The organism is Caballeronia sordidicola, assembly GCF_001544455.2.
GTDB classification, from domain to species: Bacteria; Pseudomonadota; Gammaproteobacteria; order Burkholderiales; family Burkholderiaceae; genus Caballeronia; species Caballeronia sordidicola.
In genome coordinates, this window is the sequence record NZ_FCOC02000017.1 from 21,624 (window position 1) to 38,323 (window position 16,700).

Consider the following 16,700-nt stretch of genomic DNA (forward strand, 5'->3'; position numbering starts at 1 on the left):
GGCAAAAGATGGTTTTTCATGGGGTGTTGAATATCCTACAATACCCCGATGTCCAATATTCCTCCCCTGTCGGCGCTTCGCGCCTTCGAAGCAGCGGTGCGGCTCGGCGGCTTCGCCCGCGCGGCCGCCGAGCTGAGCGTTTCGACCAGCGCCGTGAGCCATCAGATACGCAGCCTGGAAGAGTCGCTGGGCGCGCGGCTTCTCGAGCGCAGCACTGGCATTGGCGGGATTCGGCTGACGCCTGCAGGGTCCAGCCTCCTGCCCGCGGCGAGTGGCGCGCTGTCGCTGCTGGAAGAGGCGTGTTCGCAAATCAAGGGCGTGGCCCGGCAACTGACCGTCTCGGCCAACGCACCCTTTTCCTCGATGTGGCTCGCACGCCGCCTTGCCGAGTTTTCTGCCCGTTATCCCGAGACGCCGTTGAACGCCATCATTCAGGAAGGCGAGCCGGACTTTTCGCGGTACGACATCGATCTGGCTATCGTGCACGTGGCGGAGCATGCGCTGCGCTCCGACGACATCGTCCTTCTGCAGGAAGAAGTGTTTCCTGTATGCAGCCCGGAGTTGCAACCGTTTGCGTCGACGGCTGTTTGCCGTTGCCGTCTGCTGCAGGAAGCGCACGAAAATTCTCCTGAAATCGACTGGCGCAACTGGTCGGACGATTTCGGACTTCCAGAGGACTTCGAAACAAAGATCGTCCGATACAGCAGCTTCAGTCAGGTCATTGGCGCAGCGGTGGGCGGCGCGGGACTCGCGCTCGGCCGTTCACCGCTGATTGATCCGGAACTGCGCAGCGGACGTCTGGTGCGTCTGTTTCCTGTTCTCTCGCGTCCTGCATCCTGGCGTTTTGTAGTGCGCCGCGCGCCGACGCGTCGGCATCGAATGCTCGATACTCTGATTGAATTCCTCCGGGACGAAAGCGGCACCAAGGAATAGATCTGAAGCAGTACGGAATCGTGTGAGCGCTCGATCGTTGACCAGTCAGGAACGTAGTGCGTTGATGATTGAACGGCTTGCCCACCAAGTCCCTCGCCATGAAAGTCACCACCATCGGCTTCACTCAAAAGTCTGCGGAGCGGTTCTTCACGCTGTTGAAAGATGCCGAAGTCCGGACGCTGCTAGATGTGCGCCTGAACAATACATCGCAACTGGCTGGCTTCTCGAAGAAGCCGGACCTTGAGTTCTTCCTTTCCGGTCTACTCGATGTCCAGTACATCGACCTTCGCGAACTGGCGCCCGAGCGAGACCATCTCAAGCGATACCAATCCGGCGAACTGACATGGGATGCATACGCAGCGGCCTACATTGAGTTGCTTGCGAAGCGGCGAGTCGAGAGCAATCTCGACGCCGTCATGTTCGACGGCGCGTGTTTGCTTTGCAGCGAGCACACGCCTGATAGATGCCATAGAAGACTTGCAGTCGAATATCTGAATTCGCAGTGGTCTGGCAGGCTGAACATCGAACATTTGCTGTGACGTGAAAGCGTGCTCACTTTATAAGCGCCATCGACCACGACTACGCATCGCGCATTAATGTTTCATCTTGATTGATATGTATACGTAGTAATAGTTAACAAGCATCGCTTGTTTCTGTGGACAAGCATTGAATCTCTCGCTGGATCAACGCTCTACAGAATCCATAACATCGGACGTGCTTATTGGACAACGCGATGTGTCGCTGGATAACTTCAGCGGCATCCGCTAACGGCCGTGGTTATCAAGAATCGGCGCACACCAATCCGTGTTGTTATGCCGGAGTTATCCAAAGGCAATGGCGAACAACCCGTGCCAGCAATCAGCCGATGTTCATCAGCATCATCTGGCTCGCGAGCAGTGCGCGAAGCTCGTTCAGGTCCGGGCGTGTTCCCCAGTTGCGTGCGCCTGCCACGGATGCAATGGCCATCCAGGAGTTGGGTGGAAACCATTCGCGCAAGGGCACTTCGTCCCGCAGAATGCGAAGGCGGCCGGTTTCCTCGCAGTAGTCGGCGGCCATTTGCGCGCCCTCTGTCTGTGCGGTTACTCGAAGGCTCCGGGGTCGCAGCATGAGTTTCTCTCCATTCCAGTCCTGCGCTCAGGAAGGTCTCACGGTGGAATGCTGACTTGCTTCCATAGCCCGTTCTTTAGCTTTTTCCTTTGCCATGTGGTGTCCCACAATGCAGCCTCCCACCGCGCCGACGACCGCGTGATGCCCGGCAACATGGCCCGCGACTCCACCCACAAGCGCACCTTTGAGGCATCCCGCAGCGTTGGCCGAGCCGGCTGCCGCGATCAACATCGACGATAGAGCGGCAATCACAATCTGTTTATTCATTCCTGATCCCTGGAAGCATCCGGTGACATCGATGTCTTCCCGGCGATGAAAGTCTATGTGCAGTCGTCTCGCGCAAGTGAAACGGCTTTGCGAGATTGGTAACGTGTAGTTACCGCGTGCACATTGATGAAAGCTGTGCATGACGCATCGAAAGCTTCAGCACTTTGCTCTATGCGGGATTTGTAAGCAGTTGTGCTGCCTTGATTCCATAAGTGACGCGCAACAAAAAACCCCGTGCCAGGCACGGGGTTTTCGTCATCCACAGCGCTATACCGTTGGTCCGGCGCGCCCACGACTGAAGAGCCGCACGATGATCAGCAAGATCACCGCCCCAATCACGGCGGTAATCAGCGAACCGATCACGCCACTGCCCAGATGCAACCCGAGCGCGCCTCCAAGCCATCCGCCGATGAAAGCGCCGACGATCCCCACAATGATGTCCACGACGATGCCAAAGCCACCTCCGTCGACAATTCGCCCAGCGAGCGCACCCGCGATTGCGCCGATGATGAGCCAGAAAATAATTCCATGCGAAACAGGTTCCATAGCGTACTCCGTAAGGTGGGTTGCGCATTGTGGACTATCCGGGCGCGTTAATGGCGGTATCGCCGATTTCGCGCGCACGTTGTTGCTGGCAAGCCGCAAGTTGACGCGGCGATCTGGTTGGTGCAAACAACGTGCCCAGTCCCGATGAAGCACGCAGTTACATATAGCAAGCTTTTTCATCGATGGAAACGCAAACTAACTTTTCGTTTCACCTGTCACGAATGTGCATCGATAGGATGGGTCACCCGGTCAAATGCGTCTTCTGCCCTTGCCCGAAGCTGATCCCATTCAAGTGTAAAGATGGCTTACCAGAGAATCTCTCGCAACCATGGACCGCGTGCATCGTACGCTTCTGTATATAGGCGAAAAACCGGACGAAACGCTTTTGAAAAGCCTCAGTAATGGCGCGTGGAAAGTGATGCACGCAACCAGCGCGAACATGCTTGGAGAGCTACCCGAAACGCCGATGCCGGGCCTCCTCGATCTGACCAAGGGAGTGTCCAACGTTCACATTGACAGGGTTGACCAGCTTTCCCGTTTTGCGCCGGTGGCGTGGGTTGCGCTGGTATCGCGGCAATCGCGGGACTTGCAGGCAGTGCGCGATGCCATTGCCAAGTATTGCTTCGACTTTGTCACGATGCCTACCTCGCACGAGCGCATTCTGAATGTAGTGTCGCAAGCGGTTGGCATGGAAGCGCTGCGATTCCAGGACGATGCGGCGCTGGCGAACCGCGCATTGGCGAGCGGCATGATTGGATCATCCGAAGTCATGCGCGCGCTTCATCGAGCGATCGGAAAAGTTGCTGCTACTGATGCAACGGTGTTCATATCAGGTGAATCGGGCACGGGAAAGGAATTGACGGCGCAGATGATTCACGCGCGATCGGCGCGGCGCGATATGCCTTTCATTGCTGTGAATTGTGGTGCGATTCCACACGAACTGCTGCATTCGGAATTGTTTGGCTACGAGCGCGGAGCGTTTACGGGCGCCACGCAAAGGAAGATCGGCCGCGTCGAGCAGGCTCACGGCGGCACTTTGTTCCTCGATGAAATTGGCGACCTTCCGCCGGAAAGTCAGGCCGCGTTGCTGCGCTTTATTCAGGAGCGGAAAATCGAAAGACTGGGTGGCATCGAAAGCATAGATGTGGACGTACGCGTGATCACCGCTACTCATGTGGATATGCATGCAGCGGTGGACGAAGGCCGCTTCCGAGCCGATCTTTTCTTTCGTCTCTGCGTGCTGGAAATAAGAGAGCCGCCGCTTCGCGTTCGCGGGAAAGATATCACCGAACTGGCTTTGTATGCGCTCGAGCGATTCCGGGACGAACGTGCACGCCGAATACATGGATTTGCGCCAGATGCGATAGCCGCATTGCATAACTATGGCTGGCCGGGCAACGTCCGCGAACTTATTAATCGCGTACGTCGCGCAATAATTTTATCCGAGGGAAAATACATCACTGCTGAGGATCTCGAACTAACCGCGCACGTGGCGAATGCACCGGATTCGCTGCGGGAGGCGCGCGCGGCGGCGGACAGGCGTGCCATCGAAATGGCGCTGTTTTTACATAAGGGCCGGGTCGTGGACGCGGCTCGCGGTCTTGGTATTTCCCGCGTTCATTTGCACCGGCTCATGCAGGATCTGGGAATGCCCACACGGACCTCGAGCGAGGAAATGCACGAGGCCGGCAATCCGGCCCAAGCTCTGTGATTTCATCGATACCCACTTAACCATGACTTTTATGCGCATGCTGGAGTCTATCGGCCACACAGCGTGGACGACATGCGAAGAGTGTGGCAATGATTTTCCCGCGGGCACTTACAGATGCGGGCGTTGCGGTCATGCACCGAACTTCTTGCGTCGCGTGACGAGTTTCGCGAGCGCCGCTTTGGGCGGGAAAAGTATTTCGCGTCCCAAGCGTTCACGAGGCGCTTATCCCGGACTTGCCGAGGGCGCGCTGAAGTTTTATCGGGCGCGCAGGAAACGCTCGACGCGAATCTGGTGGGCCGTTGTGCTCGCTGCCGGTGCAGTTGGTGTCTGGGCTTTTAGCGGACCGCGTTTTTCAGGCATGGATCTGGAACCGCAAGCGGCTGCGCCCAATGCGTTCGTCACCGGCGCGGTGATTCCGGCTCAGTCTGCAAGAGCGGCGGCGAGTAATCCGCCATTAACGCAACCTGCGACGAACGCTGCGGATGGGCGCGTCGGCGAGTTTTATCACGCGCTCGAAAACCGGAATCTGACGGTTGCGCATCGACGCCTGGCGGATATGCTGGAGAGGGCTAGCGCAAGCGGTCAGTTGCAACAGATGCAGGCTGAACTCGCTAGCCGCGAACAGCAACGCGACAGTCTCTTGCATCGCGCATGGCATTGCCGTGCGGTTGGCGACTGGCAATGTGTCTCGGATAACGCTGCGCAAGCGTCGGCTGTGGATGCGTCGAGCGTGTCCGCACGACGACTTGTTTCGCAGGCCGCTCAAGCAGGCCGCAATTGATGAACGGGCGCAATGCGCCTAGGCTGCCCACGAACGCATGCCGCCGTTAAGTCCACTGGTTCCCTTGCCCTTTGCCTCCGGAGCGTCGGATTTTTCTGATACACAAAGCAGCGCCTTGACGCGCTTTGCCTGCTCGGCGACCAGATCGAAATGGTCCTGCACGAATGTAAGCCGAGCCGTCCAATAAGCGCCATTCAAATGTGGAACGGGTCCGTGCGCTTTGGATAAGCGCAACATCTTTTCAAGGTGATCGATCTCTCGCTCGGCGAGTACCGATCGATATTTGGCAGGTACGGAAACTGTCGACGTCATGTGCTGCCCCAATGCTCTTAAGTGAACTGGAACACACAGCAAACGGCGTGCCAGAGATAGACAGAGCCACGCACAAGCCGAAATTTCCTGTTGATCGTAATTTTGAACGAGTAGTTTACGGTTTGAAGCCCGCACCTTTCGTGCTGCAAGGCAGATAACGTGGCAAGGTCGCCGCGCTGCGCCAGCGCCTGGCTCGGAGCATGGGCTTTCTATTCTCTTCGATTCCTTTTGCGGGCGCGATCCGGCCATCGCCGAACTTCACGCCGTAACGAGGTGCTGCCGATGAAAGCTCCGTTCCGTATCAAGCATGGCCGCATGATACTCGCCGTGATTTTCTCTGCGACGCTGTTCGCGACAGATGTCTTAGCGACTGATTCATGTCCTCAACTGGTCGAGTCGCGAGCAGGCAGCGTCTTCAATATGTCTGCCTTCATAAAAGACAATGGATCGCCGGAAGCGGCGCTCGACACAGCGCGGGCAGCGGTGACGAAAGTGAATCGCGGCGGCGGATGCCGCGTGCTGAGCGACGTGGCGGCTTGCGAGGAAACGCTCAATCTGGCGAGCGTGGCAATAAACGCGCTGCAGACGTGCGTTGCATCGCCGGGACATCGGCAAATGAGCGGCGGATGAGCAATAACGACGGAACCAGTGCTAGTCAAGGAACGCCTTCGCGCTTTTCTGCAGCATGGTCCTGAAGTCGTCGAGCCAGCCGATGGACAACCGCCAGCTTTGCCAATAAAGATCGACATCCATATGCGCGCCCGGCACGACCCGAACGAGTTCACCTGTTTCGAGCAACGGCCGGATCATGCGCTCGGGACACATGCCCCAACCCATTCCGGACGCGCAGCCACGCACGAAACCCGCCACGTGCGGAATCAGATGTCGCGGCGGGTCGAGATCCGCGCGCGTGATGCGGCGAATAAAGCGCCGTTGCATCTGGTCCTTCGAGTTGAACTCGACGCGCGGGGCATGGCGTAAGGCGTCGCGTGTCAAACCTGCGGCGAAGTGCCGATCAAAAAACACGGGAGAACATACGGGCAGGTATCGCATGCGCCCGAGCCTGGTCGAGCGGCATCCCTGGACAGCTTCGGCTTGCGTGGTCACCGCGCCTTGCACGCTGCCATCTCGCAGTTGTTGTGCGGTGTGGTCCTGGTCGTCTATCACGAGATCCAGCAGCATTGCACGCTCGACGCAAAAATCCGATACCGCGTCGATAAACCACGTGCCCACACTGTCGTCGTTGACCGCCACGCGAAAGGTCGGCCACGCCTCTGCAAGCATGCCGGGGAGCGCCGGCATCTGGCTGCCAAGCTCGGTTTCGAGCCGCCGCACGCGTTCTATATGACGACACAGCAACGCGCCCGGCGGCGTCGCCATGCACGGCTGGCCGCGCTTCACGAGCACGCTTCCCACACGTTCTTCCAGCAGCTTCACGCGTTGCGATACGGCTGATGGCGTGACGTTGAGCTCGCGCGCGGCACGATCGAACGAACCGTGGCGCACAACTGCGCCGAGCGCATCGAGGAGGGCGTAATCGAGCATTAGCGTTTCTTAAGTGGCATTAGGAGAGTTAGCTTTTTTTAAGCGCAGACGACGCGCAGACTACGCCTCTCTGTCGTGCGCGTCCAGAAGCGGGACGCCACGACTTTTCTCCTTGGACCCGACATGAATCCAGCGCCGTTTCAGCTTGAACGATACTTCGCCGTTCACGAATTCACCGCCCGTTATCTGATGTGCAGTTCCGACCCGGAATCCATGTCGATTGCGGATCTTCTTGCGCTGGAACCCGGTTGCGCCGATAACTTCAGCCACACGTGGCTCGGCTATACGGAATACCCCGGCGCGCCAGCGCTTCGGCGTGAACTTGCCACGTTGTATGAATCGATTGGTATCGATGATCTGATCGTGCACACCGGCGCGCAGGAAGCGATCTTCTCGTTCGTCAACACCATGCTCAGGGCCGGCGATCACATGATCGTGCACATGCCTGGCTATCAGTCGCATTACTCGGTGGCGCAGGCGCTGGGTGTTTCCGTGTCGCCATGGATGGCGCGGGAGTCCGAGGGCTGGGCGCTCGATCCTGACGAACTGGAGAAGTTGGTGCGCCCCGAGACGAAGGCCTTGCTCATCTGCGCGCCGCACAATCCAACGGGTTATCTTCCGGATCGCGAACGGTTCGATGCAATCGTGCGCTTTGCGCGCAGCCGCGGGCTATGGCTTTTCAGCGATGAAGTCTATCGGGGACTCGAACACGATCCTGCGCACCGGCTTCCTGCCGCATGCGATGTCTACGAGAAAGCGATCTCGCTCGGGGCGTTATCGAAGTCGCATGGACTTGCGGGCTTGCGCGTAGGCTGGGTCGCGACGCGCGATCGCGATGTGCTCGCCGCCATGAACACGTTCAAGGATTACCTAACCATTTGCAATAGCGCGCCGAGCGAATATCTTGCGACCATCGCCGTGCGCCATACCGATGCGTTGACGCAACGAAATACGGCCATCGTCCGGAGCAATCTGGCCGCACTCGATCCGTTCTTTGCGCGTCATCACGAGATTCTGGAGTGGCAGCGGCCTACAGCGGGCACGGTCGCTTTCCCGCGTCTGAAGCAGGGCGGAGCGGCGCGATTCTGCTCGCAAGTGCTTGAGCGTACCGGCGTGCTTCTGCTTCCCGGGGCGCTGCTGGATCACGGCGACACGCACATTCGCATTGGCGTGGGACGGCGCAATCTGCCCGATGTCCTCGGCATCTTCGATAACTATTTGCGCGAGCAGTGCGGTTAGTTGAACCTCGGGTGAAGGATTCCATCGAACGGAATTGCTTGTTTTGCGCAAAGTCTTGCGCAAAAAATGTCACGAGGGACACCTATGAAGTGGTTGCTTGTATTGCTCACGGCAAGTGCGTCATTCGCGGCGCATGCCCAGAACACCGAACCGCGATCTGCCTCCAGCGCAGGATTTAACAGATTCACGCGCGAGACGACCGAGGACATCAACCTTCAGCTGGAAACGGATCACGAAACGGGCTGCCGATACCTCATTGCCGAAGGACAGGGAATCACACCGCTACTCAAAGCCAACGGCGCGCCCGATTGCAGCGCCCCGAAACGCGGCCAATAAAGGCGCGGGTTCCACCATTTCCATCAGACTGCGGCATTGCCGCCAATCATCAGTTGATGCGAGCCACCGGGATTGGCGGGATAGCTCGCGGTCACGGACTGCGCGACGAAGCGGTATGCCATTAGCAGCGGTCGCAGCGCCCGTGCCGCCGACGTTGTTAATCAGCAACGTGCTGGAACCGCTTGCCTTACCGCCTCTGACGCGCAGTCGGCCAAGTGACGACTCATGCGGCCCGAATGCCGTGTTGAGCGCACTGCTGGCGTTCGTCTGATGTAATTTCGAGGCACGACAAGCACCAGCGATTTGCGCCCACTCCTTGTTCGTAAGCCGTCCGCGTACGTTCAATGCGCCGGTTCCAGCCGATGCAAACGCCGGCTGCGCATTAGCCGCGTATCTGCCGAGGCAGGCAGCGGATTGTCGGCACTGATCGCAAGCGTCCCGCGCAAATACCGCGGTGCTGCCGGCTGCCGCTATAAGTCCCGCTGATGACCCCAAGACCCGTTTGTTACAAACAACTTTCATACGGTTGACGGTGAGGACGAACTACACGCAACCTTCACCGTTCCTGAGATCGCTCGCGAAAAACAACGGCGCCGCAAACGCCGGTATCGACGGCTTTTCTCATTTCTCGGCGTCTAGGGACGATCAATGATCGATAAAAATCGACTTATTTCTTTGCCTTACCAAATGTTTTAATTATTATTCGCATGTCCGCTCGGATGAACGGCAAGCGTCTCCGCACGATGTACACGGGCATTTGGACGTAAATTCCCAAAACTTCGGGGAGAATCCAATTGCCGAGTGTCATTTTCGCGTGGTAAAAGGAGGCAGCAACGCTTTGCCGTTTGACGGCGGGTGGCGCTACCAAACGGAATTACGTCTCTTCTAGGAAAATCAGCAAATGGCAACAGGTATTGTGAAGTGGTTTAATGATGCGAAGGGTTTTGGCTTCATCACGCCGGACGGCGGTGGTGACGACCTGTTCGCGCACTTCTCGGAAATCCGCACGGAAGGCTTCAAAACCCTGCAGGAAAACCAGAAAGTGAGCTACGAAGCGAAGCAAGGCCCGAAGGGTCTGCAAGCATCGAACATCCAGCCGCTGTAATTCGCTACAGCTAGCTTGATTGCATGACTGAATGGCCCGCTTCGGCGGGCCATTTTTTATGGTTTTTATGGTGCGGGTCCCAGTTCTACCCGAGTCAGGGTGCGGCATCGATAGCAAGCGGCGCCGGCGCGACCGCCGTGACTTTTTCCGGGAAGAGCCGCGGATACAACGCCCCCGCGATAAACGCGCCAATAATCGGCGCCACCCAGAATAGCCAGAGTTGTCCCAGCGCCGCGCCGCCCGCGAAGAGCGCAGGTCCGGTCGAGCGCGCCGGGTTGACCGACGTATTCGTGACCGGAATGGATATCAGGTGAATCAGCGTCAGGCACAGGCCAATTGCGAGCGGCGCGAATCCGGAAATTGCGCGGCCATCGGTTGTACCCAGAATGACAAGTACGAAAAAGAACGTCATCACGACTTCGCAGATCAAGGCGGCGGTCATCGAATAGCCGCCAGGCGAGCGCGCGCCGTAACCATTGGTGGCGAAGCCGCTAGCGGCGGCGTCGAATCCCGGTACGCCCGATGCAATCAGATACAGCACGAATGCGCCGAGCGTTGCGCCAATCACCTGCGCAACAATGTACGGCAGGAGTTCCCTGGGCGGAAAGCGGCCGGCGACCGAAAGGCCAATGCTGACTGCCGGATTCAGATGGGCGCCCGAAATATGGCCGAGTGCATAAGCCATGGTCAGCACGGTTAATCCGAATGCCAGCGATACCCCCACAAAACCAATTCCAATACCCGGGAATTTTGCGGCAAGCACCGCACTGCCGCATCCGCCAATTACTAGCCAAAACGTGCCAAATAATTCCGCAGTGAGACGTTGGTGTAATCGCATGATGTGCCTTCCATTAGTTCTAACGGTTTGCGATATAAGCCGGCAGACTGCTTCAACTGACTTTCTGTTGGCCGACACTATTTTCCTTCGATGATCGGCCTTGTAGCTAGTCGTACTGACTATTTGTCTGCTGACTCGGGGTTAGTGAATAGGTGCTGTCGGTTACGCAATTAGTGTAGGTCAGGGATTTTAAAAATCGACCACATCAACATGTCTTTTCCAATGTTCACGACTGCTGTGTTGGCTCTCAGACGTGAAAGTCCGCCGCCATGTCTTCGTCGGTGCGTGCGAGTAGCCGGCCGCTTCTGCAGGCCTGGGTGAAAAGATCGAAGTCTCGCTCGACCTGATCCGCGTAGGCCGTCGAATAAGAGACGAGTGCTTCTGTCATCTGGCTGCCTTGTCCGCAATACGCGCTGATCTCGATCGCCTTGCCGCTCGCCTTTGCATGCGCACGCGCGAGGATCCAGCCGCACAGGCGTGCGTAGCCTTCGAGTACATCGACATCGAACAATTCGATATTCGCCGACAGCTTCATGTCACGCAGTTGACGGAAATAAAAATGACGCCCGGAAGGACCCGTACCCCAGCCAAGGAAGATATCGCTGGCGGCCTGCATCACGCGTTGACCGCGAACCACGCGTTCTCCGGCATGGGCGAGCTTCTCTGCCTCGAAGTGCTGCTCGATTACCGACAGGCGCGCCTCCTTGATCTGCAGGAACATGGGTTTGCCGAGTTCGTCCATCATGAGCAGCACGAGGCATCGGGTTCCAACACTGCCTACACCCACTACCTTGAAGGCCAGATCCTGCGCGGTGAAATGGCGCAGCAGCGCGCGGCGATCGTGCGCAAGCGTCTTCACGTATTGCGCGAACATGCGCTTGATCACTGCTTCCCAGTTGCCGAGCTTGAACCAGTCGTCGTCTGAATCGAACAGGGTGTTGGCGCCGTGAATATGGAACATGCCTGGAGGCATGTCGCGCAGGGTCCAATTCTCGCCGTCGAACTCGGCGACCTTTTCGAGCATGCTTTCGTGCGTGCGGCTCGCGGCTTTTTCCATTCCCTTGCGCAGGAGACGCCTGCGTTCAGGAGTGACAGCCGTATCCAGCATCCGTTCGAACGTGATGCGCTCATACCAGAGTTCGAGCGCGCTGAAATCCGCGTACTCACGCATCCGGGTCTGGTATTGCGCGACCACGGTCTCGACCAGTTTCTCCGCGGCCAGCCGGCTCAGGCGCATGTGGCGCGCCGCCACCATGAAGCTTGCCGTCAACCGTTTCAGGTCCCATTCCCACGGGCCGAGAGCGACCTCATCGAAATCGTTGAGATCGAAGATGAGCTGGCGCTCGGGCGTCGCGAATCCGCCAAAGTTCATCAGATGCGCATCGCCGCAGATGGGCAAGACGAGCCCCGTGCTTGGGCTCTTGCCGAGATCATTTGCCTGCAGGATTGCGCTACCCCTGAAGAACGAAAATGGCGATGCCATCATCCGTCCGTATCGGAGCGGAACCAGCCGGTTCACGCGCCCGAGGCTGCTCTGTTCGAGCAATTCCACTGGATCGCGGTCGATCTTGCCGAGCTTCGCGTGCGCGGACCGGCCCATGTTTTCCCGATACGCCTTGCCCATTGCGATGCGCGACGCCAGCTTGCTTTCACCCGCCATTAACGCCTCTCTTGCCGGGCTTGTGATCGACGTCCGGGCCTTCGTCTCGATGGCCGCTCATTTGACTGGAGCGCCATTGCGGGTCACGAGAACGGCGGTTGCCTCCACAAACTCCGCCCGCACGCTATCGCCCACTTTGATGTCTTTAAGCGGCACGTCCGGACCGACGCGCAACGTGTCCGTTTTGTATGGACCGCGAAGCGTAATGGTCCGATGCGCCTGATCGACCTTCTGGACGGTCGCGACAACCTGTACGCGGCGCGCCGTGGCGGTCGATCCGCCGGATTCAGGAACGGCCGCAGTCTCGACAATCCGCTCGCGTATGCCGTCGGACTTCACCTTGGTCGCACGCACGAGCAGGGCATTTTCATAGCGGATATCGACGGTGTCGCCGAGTTGCAGCTTGCCGACATCCGCTATGTCCGGGTTGACCGCGACGTTCACGATTTTTCCGCTCTTGCCTCGCAGGGCGACGCTGTTCGACGCGGTATCGATACCGACGACCTGCGCCTGTGTCTCGGCGGTCGCGGCCGCGCCAATGCCGTCGGGCCCGACGCTCGATGCCGCCGTTTGCGCCATTGCGGGCGCCGCGAACAGAGCGCAGACGATTAGAGCAGTTCGTGCAACGTGCATGCTGAACGAGGGCGTGCGGTAATGACTTTTCATATGTAGTTCCTATGCAGAGTGTGACGGACGAGTGGCGCAGCGTTGCTCGTTGTATTGCTTACCTGCGAGACTTCGACAAAAGGTGACCAAGGCCCAGATTGGTTGCGATTTGCCAGATATAGACGCGCGAGTAGCGCACGCCATATCGCGTTTCAATGAGCGAGCGCAGGCGCGCGTTTGTCCAGGCGTCGCTGTCGAAGCCGTGGACTTTCGCCGGGCCCTGCAACGCCGCCGATATCCATTCGAGCGCGTGTTGATCAAGCGCTGAGGATCGGCCGCCAACGCCCAGCTGCCGCAATGCATCGAGGCCGCCCGCGTCGATAAGCGCCTTGTAGCGCCTGACCGTTGCCAGGGACAAGTGAAGCTCTTCAGCCACGTTCTCCACTGAGGCTCCGTCAAGCAGCATTTGGCCCGCTGTCATCCGGCGCACAACGCTAGGCAGGTTTTCGGGCTGAGAAAGCATCTGTGCGAATGTCCTTGTCTTCAGGAATGCACGGTGGTCGTCGCCGCTTGTTTCTATCTCCGCTTCGTCGCAGTTTCTGGATCTCATACTGAAACAGTCCAGCGATTCGTTTTGATTCAGAGGAGAATCAATACGAGAAGACAATTGGAAATTTAATAATTTACTAGATAATTAATAACTATTTGCTCTAGTCATTGGCGTTATGGTTCTAATGGGTTCAATGTTTTCACCAATATCTCGTTTCACGCGATTTGGGGCGATCTCGGAGAAATTTTTCTGCTTGATATTCCGTCCGAATTCGCCTATCGAGAGATGAAGTTTAAAACCGTGTCGAATGTTTGCTAACGTTTTCTGAAACGCTTTGATCATTTGAATTAAGACTGGGTACCGTTACAAAATAAGTTTGGCAAACCAGAAAACGTTTGCTAGCATCCGCTACAAACGTAAGCCAAAAAAGTGCTGCGCAAGGCCGAAATCTGTCGGACTCGTCCACACCTGCCTTCGCCCTGAGAGGATTTATGCATGGCCTTTACTCGCTCAGGCGTATAGCCTGAGCCGCATCACCGCGTTGGTTTAGCGGAGACTGATTTTATGGAATCACTTCAATCCCTCTCCTGAGTTGGAGGGATCAATTCGCATAGTTGAAATGAAAGCGTCGTTTGATTAACGCTTTTGGGCTAACTATGCGCTTCGGTTTTTTAAATCGGAAAAGCCATGCGTGTTCGTCCGTCGAAAATTGTCCGATCGTTCTGTAACAGTTCGATTGTCGCAATATTGTCGAGGTCCGCGCTCGGGAAAAGCAGCGCGGACAATCTTAATAAAAGCAATAATGCGCCGATTTTTGCTGCGTCATTAAATGCTCAAAAAGCACCATGCGGCAAGCGCCTTTGGCGCGAACGCCCGCACAAACGATTTTTCTCCTGCGCCCAATCCTGCTCTGGGATCAAACGGTTCGATCGGCGTACCGCAAATATTGCGCGCGCAAACGAGACTACAAAACAAAGCGGCGTTATTGCATCCGGCGAGCGGGAAGCTCCATCGCACCAATTGTTTTTCGAGGTCGTCATGAAAACATCCTATCTGGCAATAGCTGCCACGCTTACCGTCGCCACACACGCGGCGCTTGCCCAGAAGCCGGCGGTTTATCCCGCGCATGGGCAAAGCGCCAGCAAACAGTCACAGGACGATGGCGCGTGCTACGCATGGGCAAAACAGAACACGGGCATTGATCCCGCGGTGGTTGCGGGCACGCCGCCTCCGCCGCAAGGGCCCACAGGTGCGCGAGTAGGCGGCGCTGCGCGGGGCGCTGCGGCGGGCGCACTCATCGGCGATGTCAACCATAACGATCCCGGACACGGCGCAGCGGTCGGGGCGACGGCGGGCGCCGTGGCGGGCGGGGTGCGCAGCCGCCGTCAGCACGCGGCGCAAGCGCAGAACGCACAGGCTAATACGCAGTCCGAAATGAATACCTACTGGCGCTCATATGGCGCCTGCATGCAGGGACGTGGTTATACCGTCCAATAGGTGACAGGTGAGGCGCTAGAAAAACGAGCACAAAGATGGTTGACGAATTTGATGTGCTCAACCGGCCGAAGGGGAATGCCGTCGAGCTCTCGGTCGGTGCTACTTTTCAGTAAGGAGGACGATGTGCCAAGCCGTAAGCCTCAAACCGCGCGTGCTGCGCTTGCCGTTGCGTGTGCCGCTGCGTGCGTCGCATACGGCGTCAGCGCGACGAACGCGATCGCGCAGTCAAACCCAACCCCCGCGAGCAGCACCGCCGCGACCGCACAGCCCGAGCGCCAGCAAAAGGCACTCGATGCACTGGGCGCCATGTCGCAGTACCTGCGCTCGCTGAATCGCTTCGATGTCACCGCGTCCACGTCAACCGATGCCGTGCTCGATAGCGGCCAGACCGTTGCCTTCCTTCACGAGACCGATCTCAAGGTGGAGCGCCCCAATCGCATGAGGGCGGACGTCACGGGCAGCCGTGCGCCAAAAGGCCTGATCTACGATGGCCGGCATTTCACGATCTTCAATACGGCGGAAGGCTATTACTCGACGAACCCCGCGCCCCCGTCGAACGATTTGCTCGTGCGTGAATTATCGACGACCTACAACATCGATACTCCGCTTGCCGACCTGTTCTATTGGGGCAACGGCAAGGTGGACGACGTCACGCTGACTTCTGCTTTGTTTCTTGGACTGGAGCGCGTGGATACTCGCTGGTGCAACCATTATGCGTATCAGCAGAGCGGGGCCGACTGGGAGATATGGATCCAGAGCGGATCAAGGCCGCTGCCATGCCGCATGGCGATTGTCGATACATCGCAGAGTGCGCGTCCTCGGCATGTCGCGACTTATCACTGGAAGATCAATCCGGAATTCCCGGCATCGACCTTTACTTTCCGGCCGGCGGCGAACGCGAAGGCTATTGAACTCAAGCCTGCTTCGCGCACGCCGTTTGAGGGGAGTGAATGATGTTTCGCACCAGACAACTTGCGGTTGCCGGCATAGCCGGCGTTTTCCTCGCGACATCCATAAGCGTGCACGCATTCGGTTTTCGCGGCGGCGCACGCACGAGTATCCACGCGCCACCCGGTGGCGGTTTTAATGGCGGCGGAGGAGGCTTTCACGGCGGCGCTCCTCGAAGCGGGATGCAAGGCGGGATGCAAGGTGGCCATGCGGGCGGCGGCGCGGCGCATGGCGGCAACGTTGGCGAAAGTCACGGCGGCGGAAGCAGTCACAACAGCGGCGGCGGAGGCGGCAGTCATAACAGCGGCGGCGGTGATCACAACAACGGTGGTAACAGCGGCGGTGGCGGCCACAACAATGGCGGCGGCAACAACAGTCACCACGACGACCACCATGACGATGGCCACCACGACGATGACCACCACCACGACGATGACCACCACCACGACGACGATCACCATGACGACGACCACCATCACGACGACGATCATCATCACGATGATGATCACTACCACGACGGCTGGTACGTCGACCCGGTCGCGGTTGGTGTAGCGGTGGGCGTGACTACGGCGGTTGTCGTCGGCGCGACGGTGGCTACATTGCCGCCAAGCTGTTCGAGCGTGATTGTCAACGGCATTGCTTACCAGCATTGCGGTCCGAACTGGTATCAGCCGCAGTACTACGGGACACAAGTGCAGTACATCGTGGTAACTGCGCCC

19 protein-coding genes and 1 pseudogene are annotated in these 16,700 nt (G+C 58.1%); 9 read left to right on the top strand and 11 right to left on the bottom strand.

The window, feature by feature from the left end; genetic code table 11:
• Nucleotides 1-48: 48 nt before the first annotated feature.
• Both AWB64_RS22690 and AWB64_RS22695 read left to right on the top strand, forming a co-directional pair.
• Entirely contained in the window at nucleotides 49-933 is an 885-nt protein-coding gene (locus AWB64_RS22690; RefSeq protein ID WP_060857695.1) for a LysR family transcriptional regulator, read from the top strand.
• A gap of 98 nt (nucleotides 934-1,031) precedes the next feature.
• Nucleotides 1,032-1,472: a DUF488 domain-containing protein gene (locus tag AWB64_RS22695; protein WP_060857696.1), complete on the top strand. Its 441-nt coding sequence runs from the start codon at nucleotides 1,032-1,034 to the stop codon at nucleotides 1,470-1,472.
• Nucleotides 1,473-1,791: 319 nt separating this feature from the next.
• Here the strand turns inward: AWB64_RS22695 and AWB64_RS22700 are convergent, their stop codons facing one another.
• From AWB64_RS22700 to AWB64_RS22710, 3 genes are all read right to left on the bottom strand, one after another.
• The gene (locus tag AWB64_RS22700) at nucleotides 1,792-2,040 is read right to left on the bottom strand and encodes a hypothetical protein (protein ID WP_060857697.1); all 249 of its coding nucleotides are present in this window, start codon (nucleotides 2,038-2,040) and stop codon (nucleotides 1,792-1,794) included.
• A 27-nt stretch (nucleotides 2,041-2,067) separates the two neighbouring features.
• The gene (locus tag AWB64_RS22705; RefSeq protein WP_060857698.1) at nucleotides 2,068-2,307 is read right to left on the bottom strand and encodes a hypothetical protein; all 240 of its coding nucleotides are present in this window, start codon (nucleotides 2,305-2,307) and stop codon (nucleotides 2,068-2,070) included.
• A gap of 267 nt (nucleotides 2,308-2,574) precedes the next feature.
• Complete coding sequence (locus tag AWB64_RS22710; protein ID WP_060857699.1) at nucleotides 2,575-2,853, bottom strand: GlsB/YeaQ/YmgE family stress response membrane protein; 279 nt, start codon at nucleotides 2,851-2,853, stop codon at nucleotides 2,575-2,577.
• A gap of 328 nt (nucleotides 2,854-3,181) precedes the next feature.
• Between AWB64_RS22710 and AWB64_RS22715 the strand changes: the two genes are divergently transcribed.
• Both AWB64_RS22715 and AWB64_RS22720 read left to right on the top strand, forming a co-directional pair.
• Nucleotides 3,182-4,564: a sigma-54 dependent transcriptional regulator gene (locus AWB64_RS22715; RefSeq protein WP_060857700.1), complete on the top strand. Its 1,383-nt coding sequence runs from the start codon at nucleotides 3,182-3,184 to the stop codon at nucleotides 4,562-4,564.
• 145 nt (nucleotides 4,565-4,709) lie between these two features.
• On the top strand, nucleotides 4,710-5,345 hold the full coding sequence (locus tag AWB64_RS22720) for a hypothetical protein (protein ID WP_060857701.1): 636 nt from the start codon (nucleotides 4,710-4,712) through the stop codon (nucleotides 5,343-5,345).
• A gap of 18 nt (nucleotides 5,346-5,363) precedes the next feature.
• Here AWB64_RS22720 and AWB64_RS22725 read toward each other — a convergent pair whose 3' ends face one another.
• On the bottom strand, nucleotides 5,364-5,657 hold the full coding sequence (locus AWB64_RS22725) for a hypothetical protein (protein ID WP_157766683.1): 294 nt from the start codon (nucleotides 5,655-5,657) through the stop codon (nucleotides 5,364-5,366).
• Nucleotides 5,658-5,939: 282 nt separating this feature from the next.
• Between AWB64_RS22725 and AWB64_RS22730 the strand changes: the two genes are divergently transcribed.
• Nucleotides 5,940-6,287: a hypothetical protein gene (locus tag AWB64_RS22730; protein ID WP_063493262.1), complete on the top strand. Its 348-nt coding sequence runs from the start codon at nucleotides 5,940-5,942 to the stop codon at nucleotides 6,285-6,287.
• 21 nt (nucleotides 6,288-6,308) lie between these two features.
• Here the strand turns inward: AWB64_RS22730 and AWB64_RS22735 are convergent, their stop codons facing one another.
• Entirely contained in the window at nucleotides 6,309-7,202 is an 894-nt protein-coding gene (locus tag AWB64_RS22735) for a LysR family transcriptional regulator ArgP (RefSeq protein WP_060857703.1), read from the bottom strand.
• Between the two features lie 123 nt (nucleotides 7,203-7,325).
• On the opposite strand from AWB64_RS22735, the gene AWB64_RS22740 reads away from it, so the two are divergent.
• Nucleotides 7,326-8,441 carry an aminotransferase class I/II-fold pyridoxal phosphate-dependent enzyme gene (locus tag AWB64_RS22740; RefSeq protein ID WP_060857704.1) on the top strand — a complete coding sequence of 372 codons (1,116 nt, stop codon included), beginning with the start codon at nucleotides 7,326-7,328 and terminating at the stop codon, nucleotides 8,439-8,441.
• A 495-nt stretch (nucleotides 8,442-8,936) separates the two neighbouring features.
• Here AWB64_RS22740 and AWB64_RS32340 read toward each other — a convergent pair.
• A pseudogene (locus AWB64_RS32340) lies at nucleotides 8,937-9,299 on the bottom strand (hypothetical protein); the annotation flags it as partial.
• Nucleotides 9,300-9,678: 379 nt separating this feature from the next.
• Between AWB64_RS32340 and AWB64_RS22750 the strand changes: the two are divergent.
• Nucleotides 9,679-9,882: a cold-shock protein gene (locus tag AWB64_RS22750; RefSeq protein WP_056364527.1), complete on the top strand. Its 204-nt coding sequence runs from the start codon at nucleotides 9,679-9,681 to the stop codon at nucleotides 9,880-9,882.
• 94 nt (nucleotides 9,883-9,976) lie between these two features.
• Here the strand turns inward: AWB64_RS22750 and aqpZ are convergent, their stop codons facing one another.
• From aqpZ to AWB64_RS22770, 4 genes are all read right to left on the bottom strand, one after another.
• On the bottom strand, nucleotides 9,977-10,720 hold the full coding sequence (gene aqpZ, locus AWB64_RS22755) for an aquaporin Z (protein ID WP_060857706.1): 744 nt from the start codon (nucleotides 10,718-10,720) through the stop codon (nucleotides 9,977-9,979).
• A gap of 247 nt (nucleotides 10,721-10,967) precedes the next feature.
• Nucleotides 10,968-12,380 carry a DUF2252 domain-containing protein gene (locus AWB64_RS22760; protein ID WP_060857707.1) on the bottom strand — a complete coding sequence of 471 codons (1,413 nt, stop codon included), beginning with the start codon at nucleotides 12,378-12,380 and terminating at the stop codon, nucleotides 10,968-10,970.
• 57 nt (nucleotides 12,381-12,437) lie between these two features.
• The gene (locus tag AWB64_RS22765; RefSeq protein WP_063493263.1) at nucleotides 12,438-13,046 is read right to left on the bottom strand and encodes a copper-binding protein; all 609 of its coding nucleotides are present in this window, start codon (nucleotides 13,044-13,046) and stop codon (nucleotides 12,438-12,440) included.
• Between the two features lie 58 nt (nucleotides 13,047-13,104).
• On the bottom strand, nucleotides 13,105-13,596 hold the full coding sequence (locus AWB64_RS22770; protein ID WP_244164165.1) for a helix-turn-helix domain-containing protein: 492 nt from the start codon (nucleotides 13,594-13,596) through the stop codon (nucleotides 13,105-13,107).
• Between the two features lie 978 nt (nucleotides 13,597-14,574).
• On the opposite strand from AWB64_RS22770, the gene AWB64_RS22775 reads away from it, so the two are divergent.
• Together AWB64_RS22775 and AWB64_RS22780 are read left to right on the top strand one after the other, a co-directional pair.
• Nucleotides 14,575-15,033, top strand: a complete 459-nt coding sequence (locus tag AWB64_RS22775; RefSeq protein WP_060857788.1) for a glycine zipper domain-containing protein — start codon at nucleotides 14,575-14,577, stop codon at nucleotides 15,031-15,033.
• A gap of 123 nt (nucleotides 15,034-15,156) precedes the next feature.
• The gene (locus AWB64_RS22780) at nucleotides 15,157-15,987 is read left to right on the top strand and encodes a DUF2092 domain-containing protein (RefSeq protein WP_060857708.1); all 831 of its coding nucleotides are present in this window, start codon (nucleotides 15,157-15,159) and stop codon (nucleotides 15,985-15,987) included.
• Here AWB64_RS22780 and AWB64_RS31665 read toward each other — a convergent pair.
• Entirely contained in the window at nucleotides 15,870-16,631 is a 762-nt protein-coding gene (locus AWB64_RS31665; RefSeq protein WP_157766684.1) for a hypothetical protein, read from the bottom strand. The genes AWB64_RS22780 and AWB64_RS31665 overlap by 118 nt on opposite strands.
• Nucleotides 16,632-16,700 lie beyond the last annotated feature (69 nt).